Source organism: Bradyrhizobium sp. U531 (assembly GCF_051710265.1).
Classification (GTDB): Bacteria; Pseudomonadota; Alphaproteobacteria; order Rhizobiales; family Xanthobacteraceae; genus Bradyrhizobium.
Window position 1 is genome coordinate 904,489 of the sequence record NZ_JASVEN010000001.1, and the last position, 19,690, is coordinate 924,178.

The 19,690-nt window shown below is 65.6% G+C and carries 20 protein-coding genes; 10 read left to right on the forward strand and 10 right to left on the reverse strand.

The features are described 5' to 3' along the window. Window positions 1–9: 9 nt before the first annotated feature. The gene (locus QRQ56_RS04565) at window positions 10–1,206 is read right to left on the reverse strand and encodes an FAD-dependent monooxygenase (RefSeq protein WP_438737878.1); all 1,197 of its coding nucleotides are present in this window, start codon (window positions 1,204–1,206) and stop codon (window positions 10–12) included. Between the two features lie 147 nt (window positions 1,207–1,353). Here QRQ56_RS04565 and QRQ56_RS04570 point away from each other — a divergent pair, with 147 nt between their 5' ends. Beyond that, complete coding sequence (locus QRQ56_RS04570; protein WP_438740069.1) at window positions 1,354–1,830, forward strand: MarR family transcriptional regulator; 477 nt, start codon at window positions 1,354–1,356, stop codon at window positions 1,828–1,830. Here QRQ56_RS04570 and QRQ56_RS04575 read toward each other — a convergent pair. From QRQ56_RS04575 to QRQ56_RS04585, 3 genes are all read right to left on the reverse strand, one after another. Beyond that, entirely contained in the window at window positions 1,799–3,055 is a 1,257-nt protein-coding gene (locus tag QRQ56_RS04575; protein ID WP_438737880.1) for an O-antigen ligase family protein, read from the reverse strand. The two genes, QRQ56_RS04570 and QRQ56_RS04575, sit on opposite strands and share 32 nt — an antisense overlap. A gap of 160 nt (window positions 3,056–3,215) precedes the next feature. After that, window positions 3,216–4,763, reverse strand: coding sequence for an undecaprenyl-phosphate glucose phosphotransferase (locus QRQ56_RS04580; RefSeq protein WP_438737882.1), 1,548 nt, complete (start codon window positions 4,761–4,763; stop codon window positions 3,216–3,218). Between the two features lie 117 nt (window positions 4,764–4,880). Next, entirely contained in the window at window positions 4,881–6,014 is a 1,134-nt protein-coding gene (locus QRQ56_RS04585) for a glycosyltransferase family 4 protein (RefSeq protein ID WP_438737884.1), read from the reverse strand. A 207-nt stretch (window positions 6,015–6,221) separates the two neighbouring features. On the opposite strand from QRQ56_RS04585, the gene QRQ56_RS04590 reads away from it, so the two are divergent. Next, on the forward strand, window positions 6,222–8,552 hold the full coding sequence (locus tag QRQ56_RS04590; protein WP_438737886.1) for a GumC family protein: 2,331 nt from the start codon (window positions 6,222–6,224) through the stop codon (window positions 8,550–8,552). Between the two features lie 174 nt (window positions 8,553–8,726). On the opposite strand, the gene QRQ56_RS04595 is transcribed toward QRQ56_RS04590, so the two are convergent. After that, on the reverse strand, window positions 8,727–9,908 hold the full coding sequence (locus tag QRQ56_RS04595; RefSeq protein WP_438737888.1) for a GNAT family N-acetyltransferase: 1,182 nt from the start codon (window positions 9,906–9,908) through the stop codon (window positions 8,727–8,729). Window positions 9,909–10,040: 132 nt separating this feature from the next. Between QRQ56_RS04595 and QRQ56_RS04600 the strand changes: the two genes are divergently transcribed. After that, window positions 10,041–11,090, forward strand: coding sequence for a polysaccharide deacetylase family protein (locus QRQ56_RS04600; protein WP_438737890.1), 1,050 nt, complete (start codon window positions 10,041–10,043; stop codon window positions 11,088–11,090). Here the strand turns inward: QRQ56_RS04600 and QRQ56_RS04605 are convergent. Further along, on the reverse strand, window positions 11,074–11,295 hold the full coding sequence (locus tag QRQ56_RS04605) for a DUF2842 domain-containing protein (RefSeq protein WP_063194821.1): 222 nt from the start codon (window positions 11,293–11,295) through the stop codon (window positions 11,074–11,076). The two genes, QRQ56_RS04600 and QRQ56_RS04605, sit on opposite strands and share 17 nt — an antisense overlap. A 94-nt stretch (window positions 11,296–11,389) precedes the next feature. Here QRQ56_RS04605 and QRQ56_RS04610 point away from each other — a divergent pair, with 94 nt between their 5' ends. Beyond that, window positions 11,390–12,472 (forward strand): COX15/CtaA family protein, encoded by a 1,083-nt coding sequence (locus QRQ56_RS04610; protein WP_438737892.1) that lies wholly within the window; start codon window positions 11,390–11,392, stop codon window positions 12,470–12,472. On the opposite strand, the gene QRQ56_RS04615 is transcribed toward QRQ56_RS04610, so the two are convergent. From QRQ56_RS04615 to QRQ56_RS04630, 4 genes are all read right to left on the reverse strand, one after another. Continuing rightward, entirely contained in the window at window positions 12,473–12,817 is a 345-nt protein-coding gene (locus tag QRQ56_RS04615) for a hypothetical protein (RefSeq protein ID WP_438737894.1), read from the reverse strand. It lies immediately after the preceding gene. Between the two features lie 167 nt (window positions 12,818–12,984). Then, window positions 12,985–14,265, reverse strand: a complete 1,281-nt coding sequence (locus QRQ56_RS04620) for an O-acetylhomoserine aminocarboxypropyltransferase (RefSeq protein ID WP_438737895.1) — start codon at window positions 14,263–14,265, stop codon at window positions 12,985–12,987. Window positions 14,266–14,414: 149 nt separating this feature from the next. Then, window positions 14,415–14,999, reverse strand: coding sequence for a CoA-binding protein (locus tag QRQ56_RS04625; protein WP_438737897.1), 585 nt, complete (start codon window positions 14,997–14,999; stop codon window positions 14,415–14,417). Between the two features lie 107 nt (window positions 15,000–15,106). Next, window positions 15,107–15,931, reverse strand: coding sequence for an enoyl-CoA hydratase (locus QRQ56_RS04630; protein ID WP_438737899.1), 825 nt, complete (start codon window positions 15,929–15,931; stop codon window positions 15,107–15,109). 86 nt (window positions 15,932–16,017) lie between these two features. Here QRQ56_RS04630 and QRQ56_RS04635 point away from each other — a divergent pair, with 86 nt between their 5' ends. The 6 genes from QRQ56_RS04635 to QRQ56_RS04660 all read left to right on the forward strand — a co-directional run bounded on the left by QRQ56_RS04635 (window position 16,018) and on the right by QRQ56_RS04660 (window position 19,688). Next, complete coding sequence (locus tag QRQ56_RS04635; protein WP_438737901.1) at window positions 16,018–16,446, forward strand: PaaI family thioesterase; 429 nt, start codon at window positions 16,018–16,020, stop codon at window positions 16,444–16,446. 157 nt (window positions 16,447–16,603) lie between these two features. After that, complete coding sequence (gene rplM, locus QRQ56_RS04640) at window positions 16,604–17,068, forward strand: 50S ribosomal protein L13 (protein ID WP_063194814.1); 465 nt, start codon at window positions 16,604–16,606, stop codon at window positions 17,066–17,068. A 1-nt stretch (window position 17,069) separates the two neighbouring features. Next, window positions 17,070–17,546 (forward strand): 30S ribosomal protein S9, encoded by a 477-nt coding sequence (gene rpsI / locus QRQ56_RS04645; protein ID WP_438737902.1) that lies wholly within the window; start codon window positions 17,070–17,072, stop codon window positions 17,544–17,546. A 229-nt stretch (window positions 17,547–17,775) separates the two neighbouring features. Continuing rightward, window positions 17,776–18,996, forward strand: coding sequence for a diguanylate cyclase (locus QRQ56_RS04650; RefSeq protein ID WP_438737904.1), 1,221 nt, complete (start codon window positions 17,776–17,778; stop codon window positions 18,994–18,996). Between the two features lie 57 nt (window positions 18,997–19,053). Beyond that, window positions 19,054–19,290 carry a hypothetical protein gene (locus tag QRQ56_RS04655; protein ID WP_438737905.1) on the forward strand — a complete coding sequence of 79 codons (237 nt, stop codon included), beginning with the start codon at window positions 19,054–19,056 and terminating at the stop codon, window positions 19,288–19,290. Window positions 19,291–19,391: 101 nt separating this feature from the next. Beyond that, window positions 19,392–19,688, forward strand: coding sequence for an antibiotic biosynthesis monooxygenase family protein (locus QRQ56_RS04660; RefSeq protein WP_438737907.1), 297 nt, complete (start codon window positions 19,392–19,394; stop codon window positions 19,686–19,688). Window positions 19,689–19,690 lie beyond the last annotated feature (2 nt).

Sequence of the window (19,690 nt, forward strand, 5' to 3'; positions counted from 1 at the left end):
AACAAGAAGCTACACCGCCCGCGCGTCATACGCGTACATGAAGTCCATGCTCTTCGCGCCGAGCGGCAGCAGCCATTTCATCATCTGATTTCTGACCCACGCGCCGGTGGCGCTGAATTCGCGCTTGTTGTTGCCGTTGCGTCGCGCCAGCGCGACGATCTTCTCGGTGCGCGGGCGGCGCTCGGCTTCGAATGCCTGGAAGGTGGCGCCGAGCTCCTGGCCTTCCTGCATCAGGCGGGCGAGGCGCATCGCATCCTCGAGCGCGAGCGAGGCGCCCTGGCCCGCGTGGGGACTGGTCGCGTGCGCGGCGTCCCCGATCAGCAGCGAACGCTCGCGTGACCAGGCCGGCAGGGTCGCGACGTCGAGCGTGTCGGTGACCACGATGTTCTCGGCGGCCTCGATGATGTCAGGGATCGGATCGTGCCAGCCATGATGGAAGCCGCGCAGATGCTGCTTCAGCGTCGCAGGATCGAGCGCGCGAAACATCGCCGCATCCATTCCGTGCGCAGACTGCGTGCTCCACCACATCACGCCATCATTCGGATCCGGGCTGCAATAGCCGTAGCCGAAGAAGCCGCTCTGGCCGAACGTGGTCTCGACATGCCGGCCGATCGACCGGCCGTCGAGGACGGCATGCGGCACGAAGCCGCCGAAGCCGATCAGGCCGGTGTCGAAGGGTTGCGGCCCGTCCGGCACGACCTGGCGGCGCGTGACGGAATGAACGCCGTCGGCACCGATCAGGAAGTCGCCTTCGGCGGTGGTGCCGTCGGCGAAATAAGCGACGATCGGCTGGTCGCCGCGATCCTCGACCTTGATCAGGCGCTTCTCGAAATAGAGCGAGGCGCAGGCGCACCAGGCCTTGTCGATCAGCATCTCGTTCAGAGCGGCGCGGCACACGTTCACCGCGGGCTGGCCGAAGCGCTGTGCCATGTTGCGGTTGATCGAGCCGAGCTTTGCGCCGCCTTGCGAGTAGAAGTCGAAGGACTCCGCGACCGAGCCGCGGTTGACCAGCTCGTTCGCAAGCCCGATCTCGTCCATCACGTGCATGCCGTTCGGCGCGATCTGGAGGCCGCCGCCGATGCCCTTGGAATAGGGCCAGGCCTCGTAGATCGCGGATTCGATGCCGGCGCGGCGCAGCAGGATCGCGGCCACGGGGCCGGCGATGCCGGCGCCGATGATCAGGGCCTTGCGGGGACGATAGGACATGGCTTGCTCCCGACGTTTCCGTGGTGCTAGGAGAAATTACGGTCGCTAAATCTCTTAGTGACTAAGATATATATCGCCTAAGATATGAGGCCGACCTTGTCAAGGACGAAGGCGCGCACGGCGCTGTTGCAGGAGCTCGAGGAGGCGATGCGCAGGTCTTCCGCGCAGGGCGTGCTTTACGGGCAAACGGTTGCCAACGTTGCCGGAATTGCCAATTCCGACCTTGAATGCATGGACATCCTGTATCTCGAGGGCCGCGTCACCGCAGGCAGGCTCGCCGAGGTCACGGGCCTCACGACCGGCGCCATCACCGGCGTGGTCGACCGGCTCGAAAAGGCCGGCCTCGTCCGCCGCGAGCGCGACGATACCGATCGCCGCAAGGTCTTCATCGCCGTCGTGCCGGAAGCGATCGCGAAGATCAGCCAGTTCTATGTGCCCATGCAGCAGGCGATGGAGAAGGTCTATACCGGCTATACCGACGAGGAACTGCGCCTGCTGCTGCGCTTCGCGAACGAGGGCTACAGGGGTGTGGTCGCGGCAACCGAAGCGCTGAAGGGACTGCTCGACACGCCGCCGGAGAAACGTCCGGCGCTCAAGCTGAAGACGCGTCCGCGTCAGCCCTGATCCTGTAGATCTGCGCGGCCGCGATCATGCCCCACATCGCGCCCAGCATCATCCAGAAGTGCCGCCAGTGGTCGGTGTCGATCACGAAGCTTTCGCCGACGGTGCCGATGAAGGCGGCGAACACGGCGAGATAAGCGCGCTGCCAGGGCACGCGGACGAAGACGTGGCGGAAGCCTGTGATCACGGTGGTGAAGACCAGCGCGGGATAGCACACGCCGGACAGCCAGCCGCCGGACATGAAGGCGTTGAGATAGGAGTTGTGGGTGTCCTCGGGGAAGAAGCGGTGGAATTGCAGGGGGCCGATGCCGAACGGCAGGTCGAGCGCCATCTCCGCGCCGAGGATGTGCCGGCCGAACCGGCCGAAGCGGCCTTCGTCGTAGCTCTGGTCGAAGCTCGCGCGCTGCTTGAACATCTCGGCGGTGGCGTCGAACGACAGCAGCGCCGCGATCAAGGCGAGGCCCAGAACCGCCGCCACGATCGCCATGATGATGATGCGCGAGCGCTGCGCGTTGGTGCGGCTGGTCAGCACCATCAGCGCCAGCATGAAGGCGGAGGTCAGCACCAGGCCGCCCCAGGCGGCGCGCGAGAAGGCGAGCAGGATCGCGAGCGACATGATGCCGAAGGCGAAGACGTTGCGGAACGCCTTGCCGAACTTGTCCGAAACCACGCTCTGGAGCGAGAACAGCGCGGGCAGGATCAGGAAGGCGCCGAGCACGTTCGGGTCCTTGAACGTGCCGCGCGCGCGTCCATAGAGCGTGAGGAGGTCGTTGCCGCCGGGCACGAGGTGAAAATAGCCGGCGACCGCCAGCACCGAGGCGATCATGGCGCCGACCACGAGGCCGCGGCGGAGCATGTCGAGCCGGGCCAGCGTATCCTCGGACATGACCATGGCGAAGAACACGACGGTGACCGCCATGTACCAGGAGGTCGCGATCCAGCTCACCACCTCGGACTGCTCGTAGAGCGGGATCGCGCTGATCGTGTAGCCGACATTGAGCAGGACCAACAGGCCGACCAGCGGCATCAGCGCGAGTCGCAGGCGAAGGCCGGTGGCGAAGAACGTGACGGCCGCGAGCAGCGTCATGATCTCGTAGGGGCTCGGCTCGATGAACACGACCGCGCCGGAGGCGCCGACCAGCCACACCAATGCGCGCTGCAGCGCCAGCACGCCGGGCGCAGCCGGTGCGGCTATGTTCATTCCATCGGCTGTCGCCGCATACGCCATCAGATGCTCATACGCTCACGCAACTCGTACGCCACAATGTCCGCTGTCATCGCCCGGCTTGACCGGGCGATCCAGTACTCCGTGGCGGTCATTGGAAAACACGACCGGCGCCGCGGCGTACTGGATGCCCCGCCTTCGCGGGGCATGACGGAAACTCAACTCAATACGCGTTCTCGTTCTTGGTCAGCAGCGAGATCGGCGTCTTCAGGAGAATGTAGAGGTCGAACAGCACCGACCAGTTCTCGATGTAATAGAGGTCGAACTCGACGCGCTTCTGGATCTTTTCCTGGTTGTCGATCTCGCCGCGCCAGCCGTTGATCTGGGCCCAGCCGGTGATGCCCGGCTTGACGCGGTGGCGGGCGAAATAGCCGTCGACGGCCTCGTCGAACAGCCGGCTCTGCAGCTTGCCCTGCACCGCATGCGGGCGCGGGCCGACCAGAGAGAGGTTGCCGGAGAACACCACGTTGAACAGCTGCGGCAGCTCGTCGAGGCTGGTCTTGCGGATGAAGCGGCCGACGCGGGTGACGCGCGGATCGTTCTTGGTCACGACCTTGGAGGCGGTCGGATCGGCCTGGTGGTGGTACATCGAGCGGAATTTGTAGACGTCGATGCGCTCGTTGTTGAAGCCGAACCGCTTCTGGCGGAACAGCACCGGGCCCGGGCTGTCGAGCCTCACCGCGAGCGCGACGAGGCCCATCACCGGAAGCGCCGCGAGCAGCGCGAGGCTGCCGACGACGCGGTCGAACAGCCATTTCATCACCAGATCCCAATCGGTGATCGGCGCCTCGAACACGTCGAGCGTCGGCACCTCGCCGAGATAGGAATAGGAGCGGGGGCGGAAGCGCAGCTTGTTGGTGTGCGCGGAGAGGCGGATGTCGACCGGCAGCACCCAGAGCTTCTTCAGCATCTCCAGGATGCGCGTCTCCGCGGAGATCGGCAGCGCGAACAGCACGAGATCGACGCGGGTGCGGCGGGCGAATTCAACGATGTCGTCGACCTTGCCGAGCTTGCGCGCGCCGGCGCAAGTATCGAGCGCGCGGCTGTCGTTGCGATCGTCGAACACGCCGAGCACGTGGATGTCGGAATCCTCCTGCGCCTTCAGCGCCTCGACCAGTTGCTCGCCGTTGCTGTCGGAACCGACGATGATGGTGCGGCGGTCGAGCCGCCCCTGGCGCGCCCAGCCGCGCACCAGCGAGCGCAGCACCAGCCGCTCGGCGATCAGCGCGGCGAGCCCGAGGAAATAGAAGGCGGCCAGCCACAGCCGCGAGATCTCGCTGCCGTATTTGGCGAAGAAGGAGATGCCGATGAACAGCAGGAAGACGAACGACCAGGACGAGATCATCCGCGTCATCTGCCGGAGCTGTCCGCGGAACAGCTGCACCTGGTAGATGTCGGCGGCCTGGAAGCAGATTACGGCGGCGGCCGCCACCGCGACGACTTCCGCGGGATAGATCCAGTTGAAGCCCGAGAGCGGCATCACATAGCCGGCATAGAGCGCGATGCCGACGATGCTCAGCAGCGCGAAATCGGCGAGGCGCACGAAGCCGGTGATCACGATCGGCGAATAGGCGCGGGCGACCTTCTGGTTGACGACGTCGAGCGCCGCGGGCGTCAGCCGGCGGCGGCGCTCGACGAAAGGTTGGTCAGCGGGCTTCGCCGCAGCGCTGGTCGCGGCGTCGAGCATCGAGCGTGCGTTGAGCGGTTCCACGGGCGTCCACGTCCATTCAAAAGCCCGCGGCACGGCCTTGAGCGCCCGGGCGAGCATCCCCTGGACCTTCGATTATCGAACAAATCGGAAGATTCTCTAAAGCGGGCTTAAGGATGGTTAATGATTGGCAAACGCTTCGCGATAGCCGGCGATCACGCCGTCGACCATCGCGGACTGCGAGAAATGCGCCGAGATGCGTTCGCGCAAGGTGACCGCGCGTTGCGCCGTGGTCTGGGGATCGTCGATCGCGGCGGCGATCGCCTCGGCCATCGCCTCGGGATTGCTCGGCGCGAACAGAGCGGGGCTGTCGCTGCCGAATATCTCGGGGATGCCGCCGATCCTCGACGCGATCATCGGGATGCCGGCCGCGCCGGCCTCGATCACCACATAGGGCATCGAATCGCCGCGGGAGGGGACGATGAGCAGCCGGCCCTTGGAGAAGCCGTAGCGCGCCTTGACGTGGCCGATGAAGCGGATGGCCTCGGTGAGGCCGAGCCGCGCGACCTGCGCCTTCAGCGCCGCCGTTTCCTCGCCGTCGCCGCCGAGCGTCAGCGTGACCTTCTTGCCGCCCTCGTGCAGGCGCGCCACGGCATCGACCAGCAGATCCGCGCCCTTGATGTGCCTGAACTCGCCGACATAGCAGAGATCGGTGGCATCGTCGGCGATCACGACGGGCTCGAACTCCTCGGGGGTGACACCGTTGAACACGCAATGCACCACGCCCTTGGGCGTGCCGACGATGCGTTGATAGGTGTCGCGGGCGAATGCGCTCTCGAACAGAAACAGGTCCGTCGAGCCCATCAGCGATCGCTCGAGCCGCGCGTAGAACTCGCCCTTGAGGGTGTTGAGCGGATAATGCAGCGAGCCGCCATGCGGCGTGTAGATGCGGATGGTGTCGTCGGAGCGCCTGCGCATGCGGATGAAAGCGCCAGCCTTGGCGCCGTGGCCGTGCATCACGTCGGGCTTCAGCGTGGCAATCAGGCGCTGCATGCGAAACCACACCAGGACGTCGTCGGGCGAGGGCTCGCGGCGGATCGCGAGCCGGTGCACGCCGAGCGTCAGGCGCGGTGCGAGCTCGGCGAGCGCCTGGTCGGCGCGCGCGCCGCCGGTGAGGCTGTCGGCGAGGATGCCGACATGATGGCCGCGATCGACCTGGCCGTTGGCGACGTCGAGGATGTGGCGGAAGATGCCGCCGACTGGAGCGCGCACGGCGTGGAGGATGCGAAGCGGCCGGTCGGGAGAGGGGGGCATGAATGAAGAACCAGCGCTCGACGGCGGATGCCGAACAATTCGAAAGGAAAATATCGAGACGGATTAAGGGGCCTCGTGGTTAACAAACGGTGACGAGCGCGCGTGCAATGAGCGCGGGATCCCGCGATTAACCCAGCGGCAACCTTAATGGAGTGTAATCGCCGCGGTTGAGGTAGCTTAGTGGCGTTGCCCCTGCGGGAGTGTTCGATGCGTTTAGCGTTCTGGCGTGCCGGCAAGGACAAGGCTGTGGTTGCGCGCGCCGTTGCGAAGCCCAAAGCCGAAGTCGCGCCCAAAGCTGAAGCCAAATCTGATGCCGTGTCTGAGGCGAGGGCTGCACTCGAAGTCGAGAACAGGCGCGAGCCCCGGATCGACGTTAGGCCTGCGCCCGTCGTCACCAAGCCGACGCAAGGCGAGTCCGGCGATATCGACCTGCATGCGCTCGGCGGGGCACTGGCGCGCAAGCGCGGCTGGATCATCGTGCCGACCGTGCTCGCGCTAGTCGGCTCCATCGCGATCGTCAATCTCGTTACGCCGCGCTACAAGTCCGAGACCCGCATCCTGATCGACGGCCGCGAGAACGTCTTCCTCCGTCCGAACAGCGATCGCACAGAGGAGCGCCAGGCACTCGATGCCGAGGCCGTCACTAGTCAGGTGCAGCTCGTGCTGTCGCGCGATCTGGCTCGCGAGATCATCAAGAAGAACAAGCTTGCCGAGCGTCCAGAATTCGATCCGGTGCTGCAAGGCGTTTCGCCGCTTAAGTCGCTGGCCGCGATGATCGGCATCGGCCGCGATCCGTTCTCGATGACGCCGGAAGAGCGCGTGCTCGACGCCTATTACGACCGCCTGCAGGCCTATGCCGTGGACAAGTCGCGCGTGATCGTCGTCGAATTTCAGTCCGCCGACCCCGAGCTTGCCGTGCGTGTCGCCAACTCGATCGCCGACGGCTATCTCGTGCTGCAGCAGGGGGCCCGCCAGGAGCAGGCCAAGAACGCCAGCCAGTGGCTCGCCGGCGAGATCGAGAGCCTGCGCAAGAAGGTCTCCGACGCCGAGGCCCGGGTCGAGGACTTCCGCTCCAAGTCGAGCCTGTTCGTCGGCACCAACAACACCACGCTGTCGAACCAGCAGATGGGCGAGGTCAACACCCAGCTCAACAATGCGCGCTCGATGAAGGCCGACGCAGAGTCCAAGGCACGGCTGATCAAGGAGATGCTCCAGAGCGGCAAGCCGATCGAGGCATCGGAAGTCGTGAACTCGGAGTTGATGCGGCGGCTGTCGGAGCAACGCGTCACGCTGCGTGCGCAGCTTGCCGAACAATCGTCCACGCTGCTCGGCAATCACCCGCGGATCAAGGAGCTGAAGGCGCAGCTGGGCGACCTCGACAATCAGATCCGCGACGAAGCGGCCAAGATCTCGCGCTCGCTCGAAAGCGACTCGCGGATCGCCAGCGGCCGGGTCGATGGCTTGATCACGAGCCTCGAGCAGTTGAAGAAGCAGGCGACCTCGACCAACGGCCAGGATGTTCAGCTCCGCGCGCTGGAGCGCGAAGCCAAGGCACAGCGCGATCTGCTCGAGACCTATCTTGCCAAGTACCGCGAGGCCAATACCCGCGAAACCATCGACACAGCGCCGACGGACGGCCGCGTCATCTCGCGCGCCTTGGTCTCCAACACGCCGGCCTATCCGAAGAAGCTGCCGATCGTGCTGATCGCGACGATCGCGACGCTGCTGCTCTCGTCCGGTGTCGTCGTCACCGGCGAGCTGCTGCGTCAGACCGCGCCGCGCGCAGTGGCTGCGGTGCTCCCGGCACGGGCGCCGCTGCGCCAGGAGGCACCGCTCCAGCCGGTCGTGGAGCGGGTCGCCGATCCCCGCATCGAGCTCCCTCCTGCAGAGCCTGCGCCGCTGCAGCCGGACATGACGGCCGATGCCGACGCCACCGAATTCAGCGAGATCGAGCAACTGGCCGACAGATTGCGGGCCGCGGGCGCTGCGGCGAAAAAGGTCACGGTGCTCGGCACCGCCTCGGGCGAAGCCATCACGCTGTCGACGCTGACGCTTGCGCGGCACCTGGCGCGCGAGGCGCGTGTCGTCGTGGTCGATCTTGCCGCGTCCTCGCCGACGATCGCCGCTGTGTCCGTCGATGCTTCGGCGCCCGGGCTTGCCGAACTGATGCAGGGCGAGGCCACGTTCGCGCAAGTCATCACCCGGGACAGGCTGTCGCGGCTGCACCTCGTCATGGCCGGCCGTCCCGGCTTCGACCGCAGCCTGCTGCAATCGCCGCGGGTGACGCTCGCGATCGACGCGCTGCTGCGCGCCTATGATCACGTGTTGATCGACGCCGGAAGTGCCTCCGACCTTCCGGCCGAGCTGCTGACGGCGCATGCCCGCGCCGTCGTGGTGCCCGATGCCGCGATGGCACAGGACGCACGCACGCTGATGTGCGAGCAGCTCAGCGCGGTCGGCTTCAGCGACGTGACCATGCTGAGCAAGCCGGTGCAGGCGTCGAACGCCGCGGAAGCCCCGCGCGTCGTGGCGGCGTAGGCTTCTGTTTTCCCTCTCCCCTTGTGGGAGAGGGTGGCTTCGCGAAGCGAAGACGGGTGAGGGGTTCTCTCCTCACGAGCAGTCTGGCAAGCGGAGGAAACCCCCTCATCCGGCGCTTCGCGCCACCTTCTCCCACAAGGGGAGAAGGAGTGCAGCAGTGCAAGCAGCGAGGTCTTACCCGAACGCTTGTCGCAGCCGCCGGGCCAGGTCGAACAGCATCTGGTTCTGCTTCACCAGCCGCTTGCCGTAGCTGAGCGAGGACATCGCCATCGCCGCGAGCCGTCCGCGGGAGGTCAGCGGGACGAAGCTGTCGAAGATCTCTTCGTCGTCCTTGCAGAACATCCGCTTGTAGTCGTCCGAGCCGATGCCGAGGTCGAGCGAGCGGTAGCCGCGCTCGCCGTAGCGATCGATGATGTAGCGCATCAGGATAAGCCCGGGGCTGTAACGGGCGTGCTCGGACATCGTGTAGGTGTTGAACATCATCGAGAAGCGCTGGCCGTCGGCGACGCCGGCATAGATCGCGATGACCTCCTCGTCGCATTCGAGCGCATGGATGTCGATGACCCGGCCTTCGCCCCGCGGCGCAAGGCAGGCGCTGCGGATGAACTGCTCGACCCCGGGCTCGGCGAAGACGTTGGGCAGCTTCTGTTCCGCCATCCGCGCCGGCTTGACGCGGAAGAACCAGTCGAGCAGGCGGGTGACGTCGGCATCGGACGTCGCCAGATGATAGCGATAGCCGGCGAGGGACTGGAGCTTCTTTTCCTTGCTTTTGAGGCGGCGGCGGAAGGAATTGCTGATGCGCGATGGCGGCGGGCCGCCGGGCTCCATCACGAGCTGCGGGCAGCCGTTGATCGCGCTCTGTCGCGGCAGCAATGCAAACGGGTTCTGCTGGTCGCGCCAGCGCAGCGGCTGCTGCGTCAGCGCGAGCACGTCGGCATGCTCGCGGAGCGGCGCCAGCAGCGCGTCGAGATCGGCGGCACCGGTCTGCGCGGCGCACGCGGCGTCCCAGAGGCCCATGTTGAAGGTCGTATGCTTGCCGCCCATGAAGGCGGCCGTGCGCACGCCGTGGCTCTGGCGCAGCGAGAGCGGCAGCAGCAGCACCGGCTTGTGATCGCCATCGCGGCCGATGACCACGAGTGGGCGGGCGCCTTCGCACGCGCCGACCAGGCGCTGCCAGGGGCTCAGCAGATCGAACCGCTGATAGGGCGTGAAGAGATGGCCGGGCTCCTCGAAAGCGCGCCAGAGCGCCTCAATGGCGTCGAGGTCGGTGACGATATCGACATGCGCGATACCGCTCGCTTTCGACCGCGCTGGCGCTTCTGCCGTCCGGCTTTGCATCGCCGCAGCCATGGTCATCCGCGAAACCTGTCGAGAAATCAGAAAGTGGCGTCAATCGGCCGATGGCCGACCTTTGCAAAGAAATGTCAACAAAGGGTAAGGACAATAAGAGCGGGGATCGGGCGCCTTCGGGGCGTGAGGGGTGGAATCTTGGAATCCGACGACAGATGGCTGGAACGGCTGCGCCTCGAGATCGCCTGGTTCACCGGCCGGGCCGCGCTGGGCAGCCGCGGTGCCGGCGCCATCCTGCGCTTCGAGCGTGTGCGCCCGCAACGGCGCGGCGGGTTTCAGCCGCTGCGCGCGCACGAGATCACGCCGCAATTCCTCGATCGCGCCATTCGCGCGCTGAAGCGCTGGCAATACGATTTTATCGGCATGGACGAAGTGTGCCGGCGCGCGGTGACGCTGCCAGAGCCGCGGCGCTTCGTGGCGCTGACCTTCGACGGTGCCGGCAAGGATCTGATCGAGAGTGCCTATCCGGTGCTGGCGCATCACGCCGTGCCCTTCACGATCTATTTGCCCACCGCGTTTCCCGATGGCGTCGGCGAGGCCTGGTGGCTCGGGCTCGAACAGGTGATCGCGCGCGAGAGCCGCATCAGCCTGATGATGGGCGAAAAGGAGCAGCGCTTCGTCGTCACCGATCCCTCCGAAAAGCAGGCGCTGTTTTCGCATCTCGAAGGCTGGCTGCGCTCGCTGTCGCCGGCGGAGCTGTCGGCGGCGATCGCTGATCTCTGCACGCGTTATCGCATCGATCTTGCCGCGCTCTCGCGCGAGGCGTCGATGAACTGGGAGGATCTGGCGAAGCTCGCCGCCGATCCGCTCGTCACAATCGGCAGCGCCACCGTGAACTATCCCGTGCTCGCCAACATGAAGGACGGTGCGGCGCTGCGCGAGATGACGATGGGCAAGGCGGTTGCCGAATCCGCCGTCCGCCGCAACATCGCGCATTTCGCCTTTCCGTTCGGCGACCGCACCTCGTTCCGGCGCAGCCACGTCGTGATGGCGGAGGAGGCGGGATTTACCAGCGCGGTGTCGGCGATATCTGGTGTCGTGGACGCGGAGGGGCGCACCAATCTGCGCGCGCTGCCGCGGATCTCCTGGGACGGTCGCATCCGCTCGCTGCGCATGCTGCGCGTGCTGGTGTCGGGCGTGGCCTTTGCGCCGGTGAAGCCGACCGGCAGCGCTACCGGCCAGACTTGACGCGATCGGGACGCTGCATCCAGCTCACGATCGGCATCGCCGGCAGCACCCAGCCCATGCCGACCACGACGTAATAGATCGCCTGCCGCCAGCCGGATTCGGCGATCCACGGCATCTGTGCCGCGGCCATGCCGAGCAGGGCCCAGACGGTGGCCAGCACCAGGAGCAGGATGGCGCCGAGGAACTTGCGGGTGCGGATATTCATGGCGGACTAGGAGCGGCTTTCGCGTAACTTGCGCTGCGGAAGCGGGGGACTATAAGGGGCACGCAGTTCGGTTCAAGTCTGGTTTTTGCCCCTGATGACGACGAAATCCGCCCCGTTCGAGCCGCATCGCGCCGTGCGCTGGTGGCTGATCTCCGTCGCCGCGCTGATCGCGCTGATGGTGCTGGTCGGCGGCGCGACGCGGCTGACGGAATCGGGCCTGTCGATCGTCGAATGGAAGCCGGTCACGGGCAGCGTTCCGCCGCTGTCGGAGGCGCAGTGGACCGAGGCGTTCGAGGCCTACAAGAAGATCCCGCAATATCGCGAACTCAATGCCGGCATGAGCCTGGCCGAGTTCAAGGAGATCTTCTGGTGGGAGTGGAGCCACCGGCTGCTCGGCCGTTTCATCGGCGTCGCCTATCTCTTACCGTTCCTGTTCTTCCTGTGGCGCGGCGGTCTCTCCGGTGAATTGAAGCGGCGGCTATGGCTGCTGTTCGCGCTTGGCGGCCTCCAGGGCGCGGTCGGCTGGTGGATGGTCGCCTCTGGCCTCACCGGGCGCGTCGAGGTCTCGCAATATCGGCTGGCGACGCATCTCATCCTCGCGCTGCTGATCTTCGCCGGCATCGTCTGGACGGTGCGGCGGCTCAAGGAGCGGCCGCAGATCGCTGGCCCGGCGCGGCTGCGATTCACCAGCGCGCTGCTGCTCGTCGTGACCTTTGTGCAGATCTATTTCGGCGCGCTCGTCGCGGGCCTGCGCGCCGGGCGCGTCTACAACACCTGGCCGCAGATCGACGGCGCGTTCATTCCCTCGGCCGAGCGGCTGTGGTTCGAGACGCCGTGGTGGCGCAACATGTTTGACAATGTCCTGACGGTGCAGTTCGAGCACCGGATGACCGCTTATGCGCTGCTGGTGCTGGCGCTGTTGCACGCGATCGACGCGGTGCGCTCGCGCGCAGGTGCGGCCGCGAGCGGGGCGCTATGGCTGCTCGCGGCGGTGAGCGTGCAGGCGGTGCTCGGCATCCTCACGCTGCTGAACCAGGTGCCGATCGATCTTGCGCTGTCGCACCAGGCGGTCGCGATCGCAGTGCTTACGCTCGCGGTGATGCAGGTGGAGCGGCTGGCGTCGCGGCAGTCCGCGGAGACGCAGCCGCGCGCTGTTCCGGCCGGGCAGCCCGGCTGATCAGCAATAGCCGTAGATGCCGCACGAATAGGGCAGGCGCCAGAAATAATCGACCTGCTTCCCGCCGTAATACGAGCCTTGATAGTCGTAATCCCAGGGGCGGCCGTAATAGCCCGGCAGCGTGTGCGAGCCCGGCAGCAGGGGCGTGCCCGGCAGGTTCCGGATGTAGCTGCCGATGCCGTGGGCCGGCGAGATCAGCGCGTCGGGATCTGTGTCCACCCAAACCTTGGGCGGCTCCTGCTGCGCGGCGGCGGCCCGCCGTTTCGGCGTGGCCGGCAAGTCGGCAGCCAGCGCGCTCGAGACCGTCAGCATCGCGGCAAGGGCAGGCACCATCCAGCGCAGCATCGTCGGCTCCGAATCAAAGGGTCGATCCAAAGACGATGTATGCGGCAGATATGGTTAATGATCGTTAACCGACGGACGCCAAAGCGCCCGTCATTCCGCGGCGAGCGTGAGCAACGGAATCCCGTAGCCCGGATTGCGCTTCGCTCCATCCGGGCTACGAGAGGAACTTACGCCACTAGCGCCTGTTCCAGATCCGCGATCAGGTCTTCCTTGTCCTCGATGCCGACCGAGAGGCGCACCACGTCGGGGCCGGCGCCGGACTTCACCTTGGCGGCATCGTCGAGCTGGCTGTGCGTGGTCGAGGCGGGGTGAATGACGAGCGAGCGGGTGTCGCCGACATTGGCGAGGTGCGAGAACAGCTGCAGTTTCGACACCAGATTGACGCCGGCGTCATAGCCACCCTTCAGGCTGAAGGTGAACACGGCGCCGGCGCCCTTCGGCGCGTATTTGCGCGCAAGCTGGTGGTACTTGTCGCTCGGCAGGCCGGCATAATTGACCGAGGCCACCGCCGGGTGGCCGGCGAGGAATTCGGCGACCGCTTTCGCATTGTCGCAGTGCTTCTGCATGCGCAGCGGCAGCGTCTCGATGCCGGTCAGGATCATGAAGGCGTTGAACGGCGACAGCGCCGGGCCGAGGTCACGCAAGCCCAGCACGCGGCAGGCGATCGCGAAGGCGAAATTGCCGAAGGTCTCCTGCAGGCGGATGCCGTGATATTCGGGCCGCGGCTCCGACAGCATCGGGTACTTGCCGCCCGTGGACCAGTCGAAGGTGCCGGCATCGACGATGATGCCGCCGAGCGAATTGCCGTGGCCGCCCAGAAACTTCGTCAGCGAGTGCACGACGATGTCGGCGCCGTGGTCGATCGGGCGAATGAGGTACGGCGAGGCCAGCGTGTTGTCGACGATCAGCGGCACGCCCGCCTTGCGCGCCACCGTCGAGATCGCCTCGATGTCGGTGACGCTGCCGGCGGGATTGGCGATGGATTCGATGAAGATGGCTTTCGTGCGCGGCGTCACCGCGTGCTCGAAGCTTGCGATGTCATCGGGGTCGGCCCACACCACGTTCCAGCCGAAGCTCTTGAACGCGTGCGTGAACTGGTTGATCGAGCCGCCATAGAGCTTTCGCGCGGCGATGAACTCGTCGCCGGGCTGGAGCAGCTGCTGCAGGATCACGACCTGTGCGGCGTGGCCCGAGGCCACTGCGAGCGCGGCGGTGCCGCCTTCGAGTGCGGCGACGCGCTCTTCGAGCACGGCATTGGTGGGGTTGCCGATGCGGGTATAGATGTTGCCGAACGCTTGCAGGCCGAACAGCGAGGCCGCGTGGTCGGCATCGTTGAAGACGAAGGACGTCGTCTGATAGATCGGAGTTGCGCGGGCGCCGGTGGTCGGATCGGGCTGTGCACCGGCATGCACGGCGAGGGTCGAAAATCCCGGAAGGCGATCGCTCATTGGGGCGTCCTATTTCTCGTGGTCTGAAATCGCGCGGCATGCTGATGGGCGCGGCGTCCGTCGTCAAGCCGCCGCTTCACATCAGGATGATTTGGGAATGATCCTGCTACGCATTGTCGCGTTCGCGAAATGAACGCTTCGCAATTGCGTCAGCTTTGCTCGGTCTTGTTTTTCGCGGCGCGATCGGATGCGGCGGTGTCGCCGCCGCTGACGCTCATCCGATTGAGGGACAGCCGCATGCCCTGTGTCGGTGCCGGGGCGCGCTTGGAACTGAGCGTGCGCGAATTCACCCCCATCCAGGAGATTTCGGACGACAGGCGGCCATATTCGATCTTCGGGCAGCGGTTCATCACCACCTTGATACCGACCGCTTCGGCCTTCGCCGCAGCCGCATCGTCGCGCGCCCCGAGCTGCATCCAGATCACTTTCGGCAGCGGATCGAGCGTGAGCGCCTCTTCGACAACGGGCAGGATGTGGCTGGAATTGCGGAAGATGTCGATCATGTCGACGGGGCGGCCGATGGCCGACAGGGACGCGACGAAGGGCTTGCCGAGCAGCTCCTTGCCGACATGACCGGGGTTGACCGGGATCATGTCGTAGCCGCGCTGCGCCAGATATTTGAACGCGAAATAGCTCGGCCGCACGTTGACCGGCGAAGCGCCGACCATCGCGATCGACTTCACGGAGTTGAGGATGCCGCGGATGTAATTGTCGGGATAGGCGTCGTGGTTCATTTGTCGTTCTTTTTCCTTGTCATTGCGAGAAGCGAAGCGACGAAGCAATCCAGTCTGTTTCCGCGGAGGGATTTCTGGATTGCTTCGCTGCGCTCGCAATGACGATTCTACTCATCCCGCCATGTCGGCGTGCGCTTCTCGATGAAGGCGCCGATGCCTTCTTCGGCGTCGCGCGCCATCATGTTCTCGGTCATCACCTCTGCCGCATAGCGATAGGCGTCCGCAAGGCTCATCTCGGCCTGGCGGTAGAACGCCTCCTTGCCGAGCTTGACCGTGTAGGCGGATTTCAGCGCGACCTTCTCGGCGAGCGCGATCGCAGCCTCGCGTTCGGTGCCGGCGGCGACCACGCGGTTGACGAGCCCGATCTCGCGAGCGCGCGCCGCCGTGATCGGCTCGCCCGTCAGCAGCATTTCCATGGCCTGCTTGCGCGGCACGTTGCGCGACAGCGCCACCATCGGCGTCGAGCAGAACAGGCCGATGTCGACGCCCGGGGTGGCGAAGCTTGCCGCTTCCGAAGCAATCGCAAGGTCGCAGCTCGCCACGAGCTGGCAGCCGGCCGCGGTCGCGATGCCCTGGACGGACGCGACCACGGGCTTCGGCAAATGCACGATCGCCTGCATCATCGCGCTGCAGTCCGTCATCATCTCGGCGAAGAAGGCGCGGCCGCGATCGGGATCCGTGCGGCGCGCGGTCAGTTCCTTCATGTCGTGGCCGGCGGAGAAGGCGGGACCGTTGGCCGCGATCACGACGCCGCGGACGGCCTTGTCGTCGCGGATCGCGTCGAGCTCGGCGTGCAGGCTGGCGATCATCGCCGCCGACAGGCTGTTGCGCGCGGCCGGGCGGTTCAGCGTCAGGATCGCGATGGGCCCTGCGGTCTCGCGCAGCAGGATCGGCGGTTGCGGGGAGGGGGCGCGGGCGGCCGTGACGGACATTGACGCGATTTCCGCTAGATGATTGCAATTGGATGACGCAGATAACTTAATGTAACAGGTCAAGTGAAGCGAGGGTGGGGAACAGCATGGCGTTAGCGAAAATGAGCGTGGCAGAGGTCGAGCAGTTCCTCCGTCACGAGTTTCCCCAGGCTTTCAGCGGCGACGACATCACGATCGAGAGCGCCGACGGCCAGACCTGCCTGTTGCGGCAGCGGTACAGCGAAAGGATGCTGCGGCCGGGCGGGACCGTGTCCGGCCCGACGCTGATGACGCTGGCCGATTTCGCGATGTACGTGGTGCTGTTGTCCGCGATCGGGCCGGTCGGGCTCGCCGTGACCACCAATCTCAACATCAATTTCCTGCGCAAGGGCCAGCCGGGCCAGGACGTGCTGGCCGAGGCGCGGCTGCTCAAGCTCGGCAAGCGTCTGGCGGTCGGGGAAGTGAAGCTGCTGTCCGGTTCCTCGCCCGATCCGGTCGCCCATGTCACCTCGACCTATTCCATTCCAAATGTTTGATGTTTTCGCAGGTAATATAGCACCATATTTTCAAGCCATTGATATTGCATAGGTAAATTATGTCGTGAGACATTGACCGGAGCGCGTCTGTTCTCTAGAAACCCGCGCAGCCGGTGCGGTGTTCGCGCCGATATCTCCCGTCCACGGAAACTCCGACATGAAAACCTTTTCGGCAAAGCCGGCTGAGGTGACGAAGAAGTGGGTGCTGATCGACGCCAAGGGTCTGGTCGTCGGTCGTCTCGCCACCATCGTCGCCATGCGCCTGCGCGGCAAGCACCTCCCGACCTACACCCCGCACGTTGATTGCGGCGACAACGTCATCATCATCAATGCGCAGCATGCAGTCCTCACCGGCCGCAAGCGCGAGCAGAAGACCTATTACAAGCACACCGGCTATGTCGGCCACGTCAAGGAGCGCACCGCGCGCCAGATCCTCGAGGGCAAGCATCCCGAGCGTGTGCTCGAGAAGGCCGTCGAGCGCATGATCCCGCGTGGTCCGCTCGGTCGCGTGCAGATGGGCAACCTCCGTGTCTACGGCGGCGCCGATCATCCGCACGAGGCGCAGCAGCCCGAGAAGGTCGATATCGCCAAGTTGAACCGCAAGAACACGAGGGCCGCATAACATGGCCGAATCCATCCAGTCGCTCGACCAGCTCTCGCAGCTCAAGACGGCGGCGCCCGACGCGCCCAAGCACGAGAAGAAGGTCGACAAGTTCAATCGCGCCTATGCCACCGGCAAGCGCAAGGACGCGGTCGCCCGCGTGTGGATCAAGCCGGGCGCCGGCAAGGTCACCGTCAATTCGCGCGAGGTCGAGGTCTATTTCGCCCGTCCCGTGCTGCGCATGATGATCGAGCAGCCGTTCTCGGTGGCTGCGCGTTCCGGCCAGTACGACGTGATCTGCACGGTTGCCGGCGGCGGTCTCTCCGGCCAGGCCGGCGCGGTCCGTCACGGCATCTCCAAGGCGCTCACCTATTTCGAGCCGGAGCTGCGCTCCGTGCTGAAGAAGGGCGGCTTCCTGACCCGCGACTCGCGCGTGGTCGAGCGCAAGAAGTACGGCAAGGCCAAGGCCCGCCGGTCCTTCCAGTTCTCGAAGCGTTAATCGCTTCGGTCACATTCGCCGCGAAAGCGGCTTCAATGAGATGCAAAAGGGCGCTGATTTCAGCGCCCTTTTTGCTGTTCGTTTGTACGCAAATTGATGGCGTGTTTCCGGAAAACTTGGGGGCGCGCGAAAACCTGAATGGAACCCGCCGGACCTAGCGTCGCCTTCGGAAGGGCGCGCAAATCGGATGTACCGATCGCGTAACTGCTATGTTCTAGAGGGGGCCGACATGATGTCGCTCGATAGCATCACGCTCTATTTGGTCGCCACCATGGTCGCCGCACTGCTCGGCGCCATGATGGTGTTTTTCGGCAGGCAGGAGGACAGCCCTGCACTGAAATGGTGGGGCACCGCCTATCTGCTCGGTGCCGCCTCCGTCGCGCTATGGACCGCGGCCGGCGACAAGCTCGGACCGCAGCTCTATCTCGCGCTGAATGCCGTCGGCTTCGTCGCCTGCGGCATGGTGTGGAATGCGGCGCGCGTTTTCCACGGTCGCAAGCCGAACTGGCCCGGCCTCGTGCTCGGCGCGCTCGCCTGGGTCGCCGCCGTCTCGCTGCTCGATCCCACCGCGTCCATGCTGCGCATGATCATCGGCGCCGGAATCGTCTCGGTCTACGCGGCGCTGACCGCGAGCGAGCTCTGGACCGAACGGCGCAAGAGCCTGCAGCGGAGCTGGCCGGCCTTCGTCGTGCCGGTCATGCACGGCTGCGTCCTGATGCTGCCGATCGTGCTCGGCAGCTTCCTGCGCCCGCACGATGCCGGCTTCTCCCAGAGCATCTGGGTCACGGTGTTCGCGGTCGAGCTCATTCTCTACGCCGTTGGTACCGTGTTCGTGATCTTCATGCTGGTGTCCGAGCGCACCGTCACCGCACACCGGACCGCGGCGTCCACCGATCCGCTCACCGGCATGCTGAACCGCCGCGGCTTCTCGGAAGCCTGCGCCCGCGTGATCGAGCGCGAGGCCAAGGGGGGACGTCCCGTCACCGTGATGATCTTCGACATCGACCACTTCAAGTCGATCAACGACCGCTTCGGCCATCCCGCCGGCGACGAGATGCTGAGGCTGTTCTCGACCGTCGTCGTCAACAACTTGCGCATCACCGACCTGTCGGGCCGCATCGGCGGCGAGGAATTCGCAGCGCTGCTGCCGTGTTCGCTCGAGGAGGGCGTGCTGGTCGCCGAGCGCGTGCGCGAGGCGTTCGAGACCTCCGGCGTCGTGGTCGACGAGGGCCCGGTCGACACCACCGTCAGCATCGGCGTCGCCGGCGGCCCGGCCGGCACCGAGCTCGAGGTGCTGCTGGCCTCGGCTGACACCGCGCTCTACCAGGCCAAGCGCGGCGGCCGTAACCGCGTCGAGGCGGCGGAGGAGCTGCCGCTGTCGCTGGAGAACTGGCGCCGACAGAGCGCCGCGCGGGTCGGTGTGCCGCAGGCGCGGCCGGCCACCGCCTGAGACGCGAGGTGCTTGCGGTAAGGCTCTGTTTACCATTCGGTCCCTACCATTGCGGTCATGGAATCGATCCGTCGACAGAACCCGCAAGTCACCCTGATGTCGCTCGAAGCCGCTGCGGCCTCGGCCCGCAGCGGTTTCGCCTGCCTGTTCTCGACCGCGGATGAATACGAGAGCGCGCTGATCAACGAGCGCCGCGCGCAGGGGCGCTACACGCAAAGCCGCAGCTACTGGCCGCTGGCGCTGTTCATCGGCTGCTCCCTCATCGTGGCGGGCACGGTCCTGCTGCTGGTCTGAGAGATCCCGCATTTTCGAGCTGCCAGGGCGCCGTTTCGGCGCCTTTTTCTTTGCCTGCGGCTGCGGTAGACAAACCGATCGAACAAAAAGGGTGGAAACCGATGATTACCGAGATCGCGCAAATCGACGTCAAGCCGGGCAGCGAGAAGGATTTCGAGGCCGCGGTCGCCAAGGCCAAGGCCGCCTTCGGCCGCGCCAAGGGCTTTCATGGCTTCGAGCTGCACAAGTCGATCGAGAAGCCGCAGCGCTACCGGTTGATGGTGCAGTGGGCGACGCTGGAAAACCACACCGTCGATTTCCGCGGCTCGGAGAATTTCACCGAATGGCGCGGCCTGGTCGGCCAGTATTTTGCCGCGCCTCCGGAGGTCGAGCACACCGAGACCGTGCTGACGACCTGAGG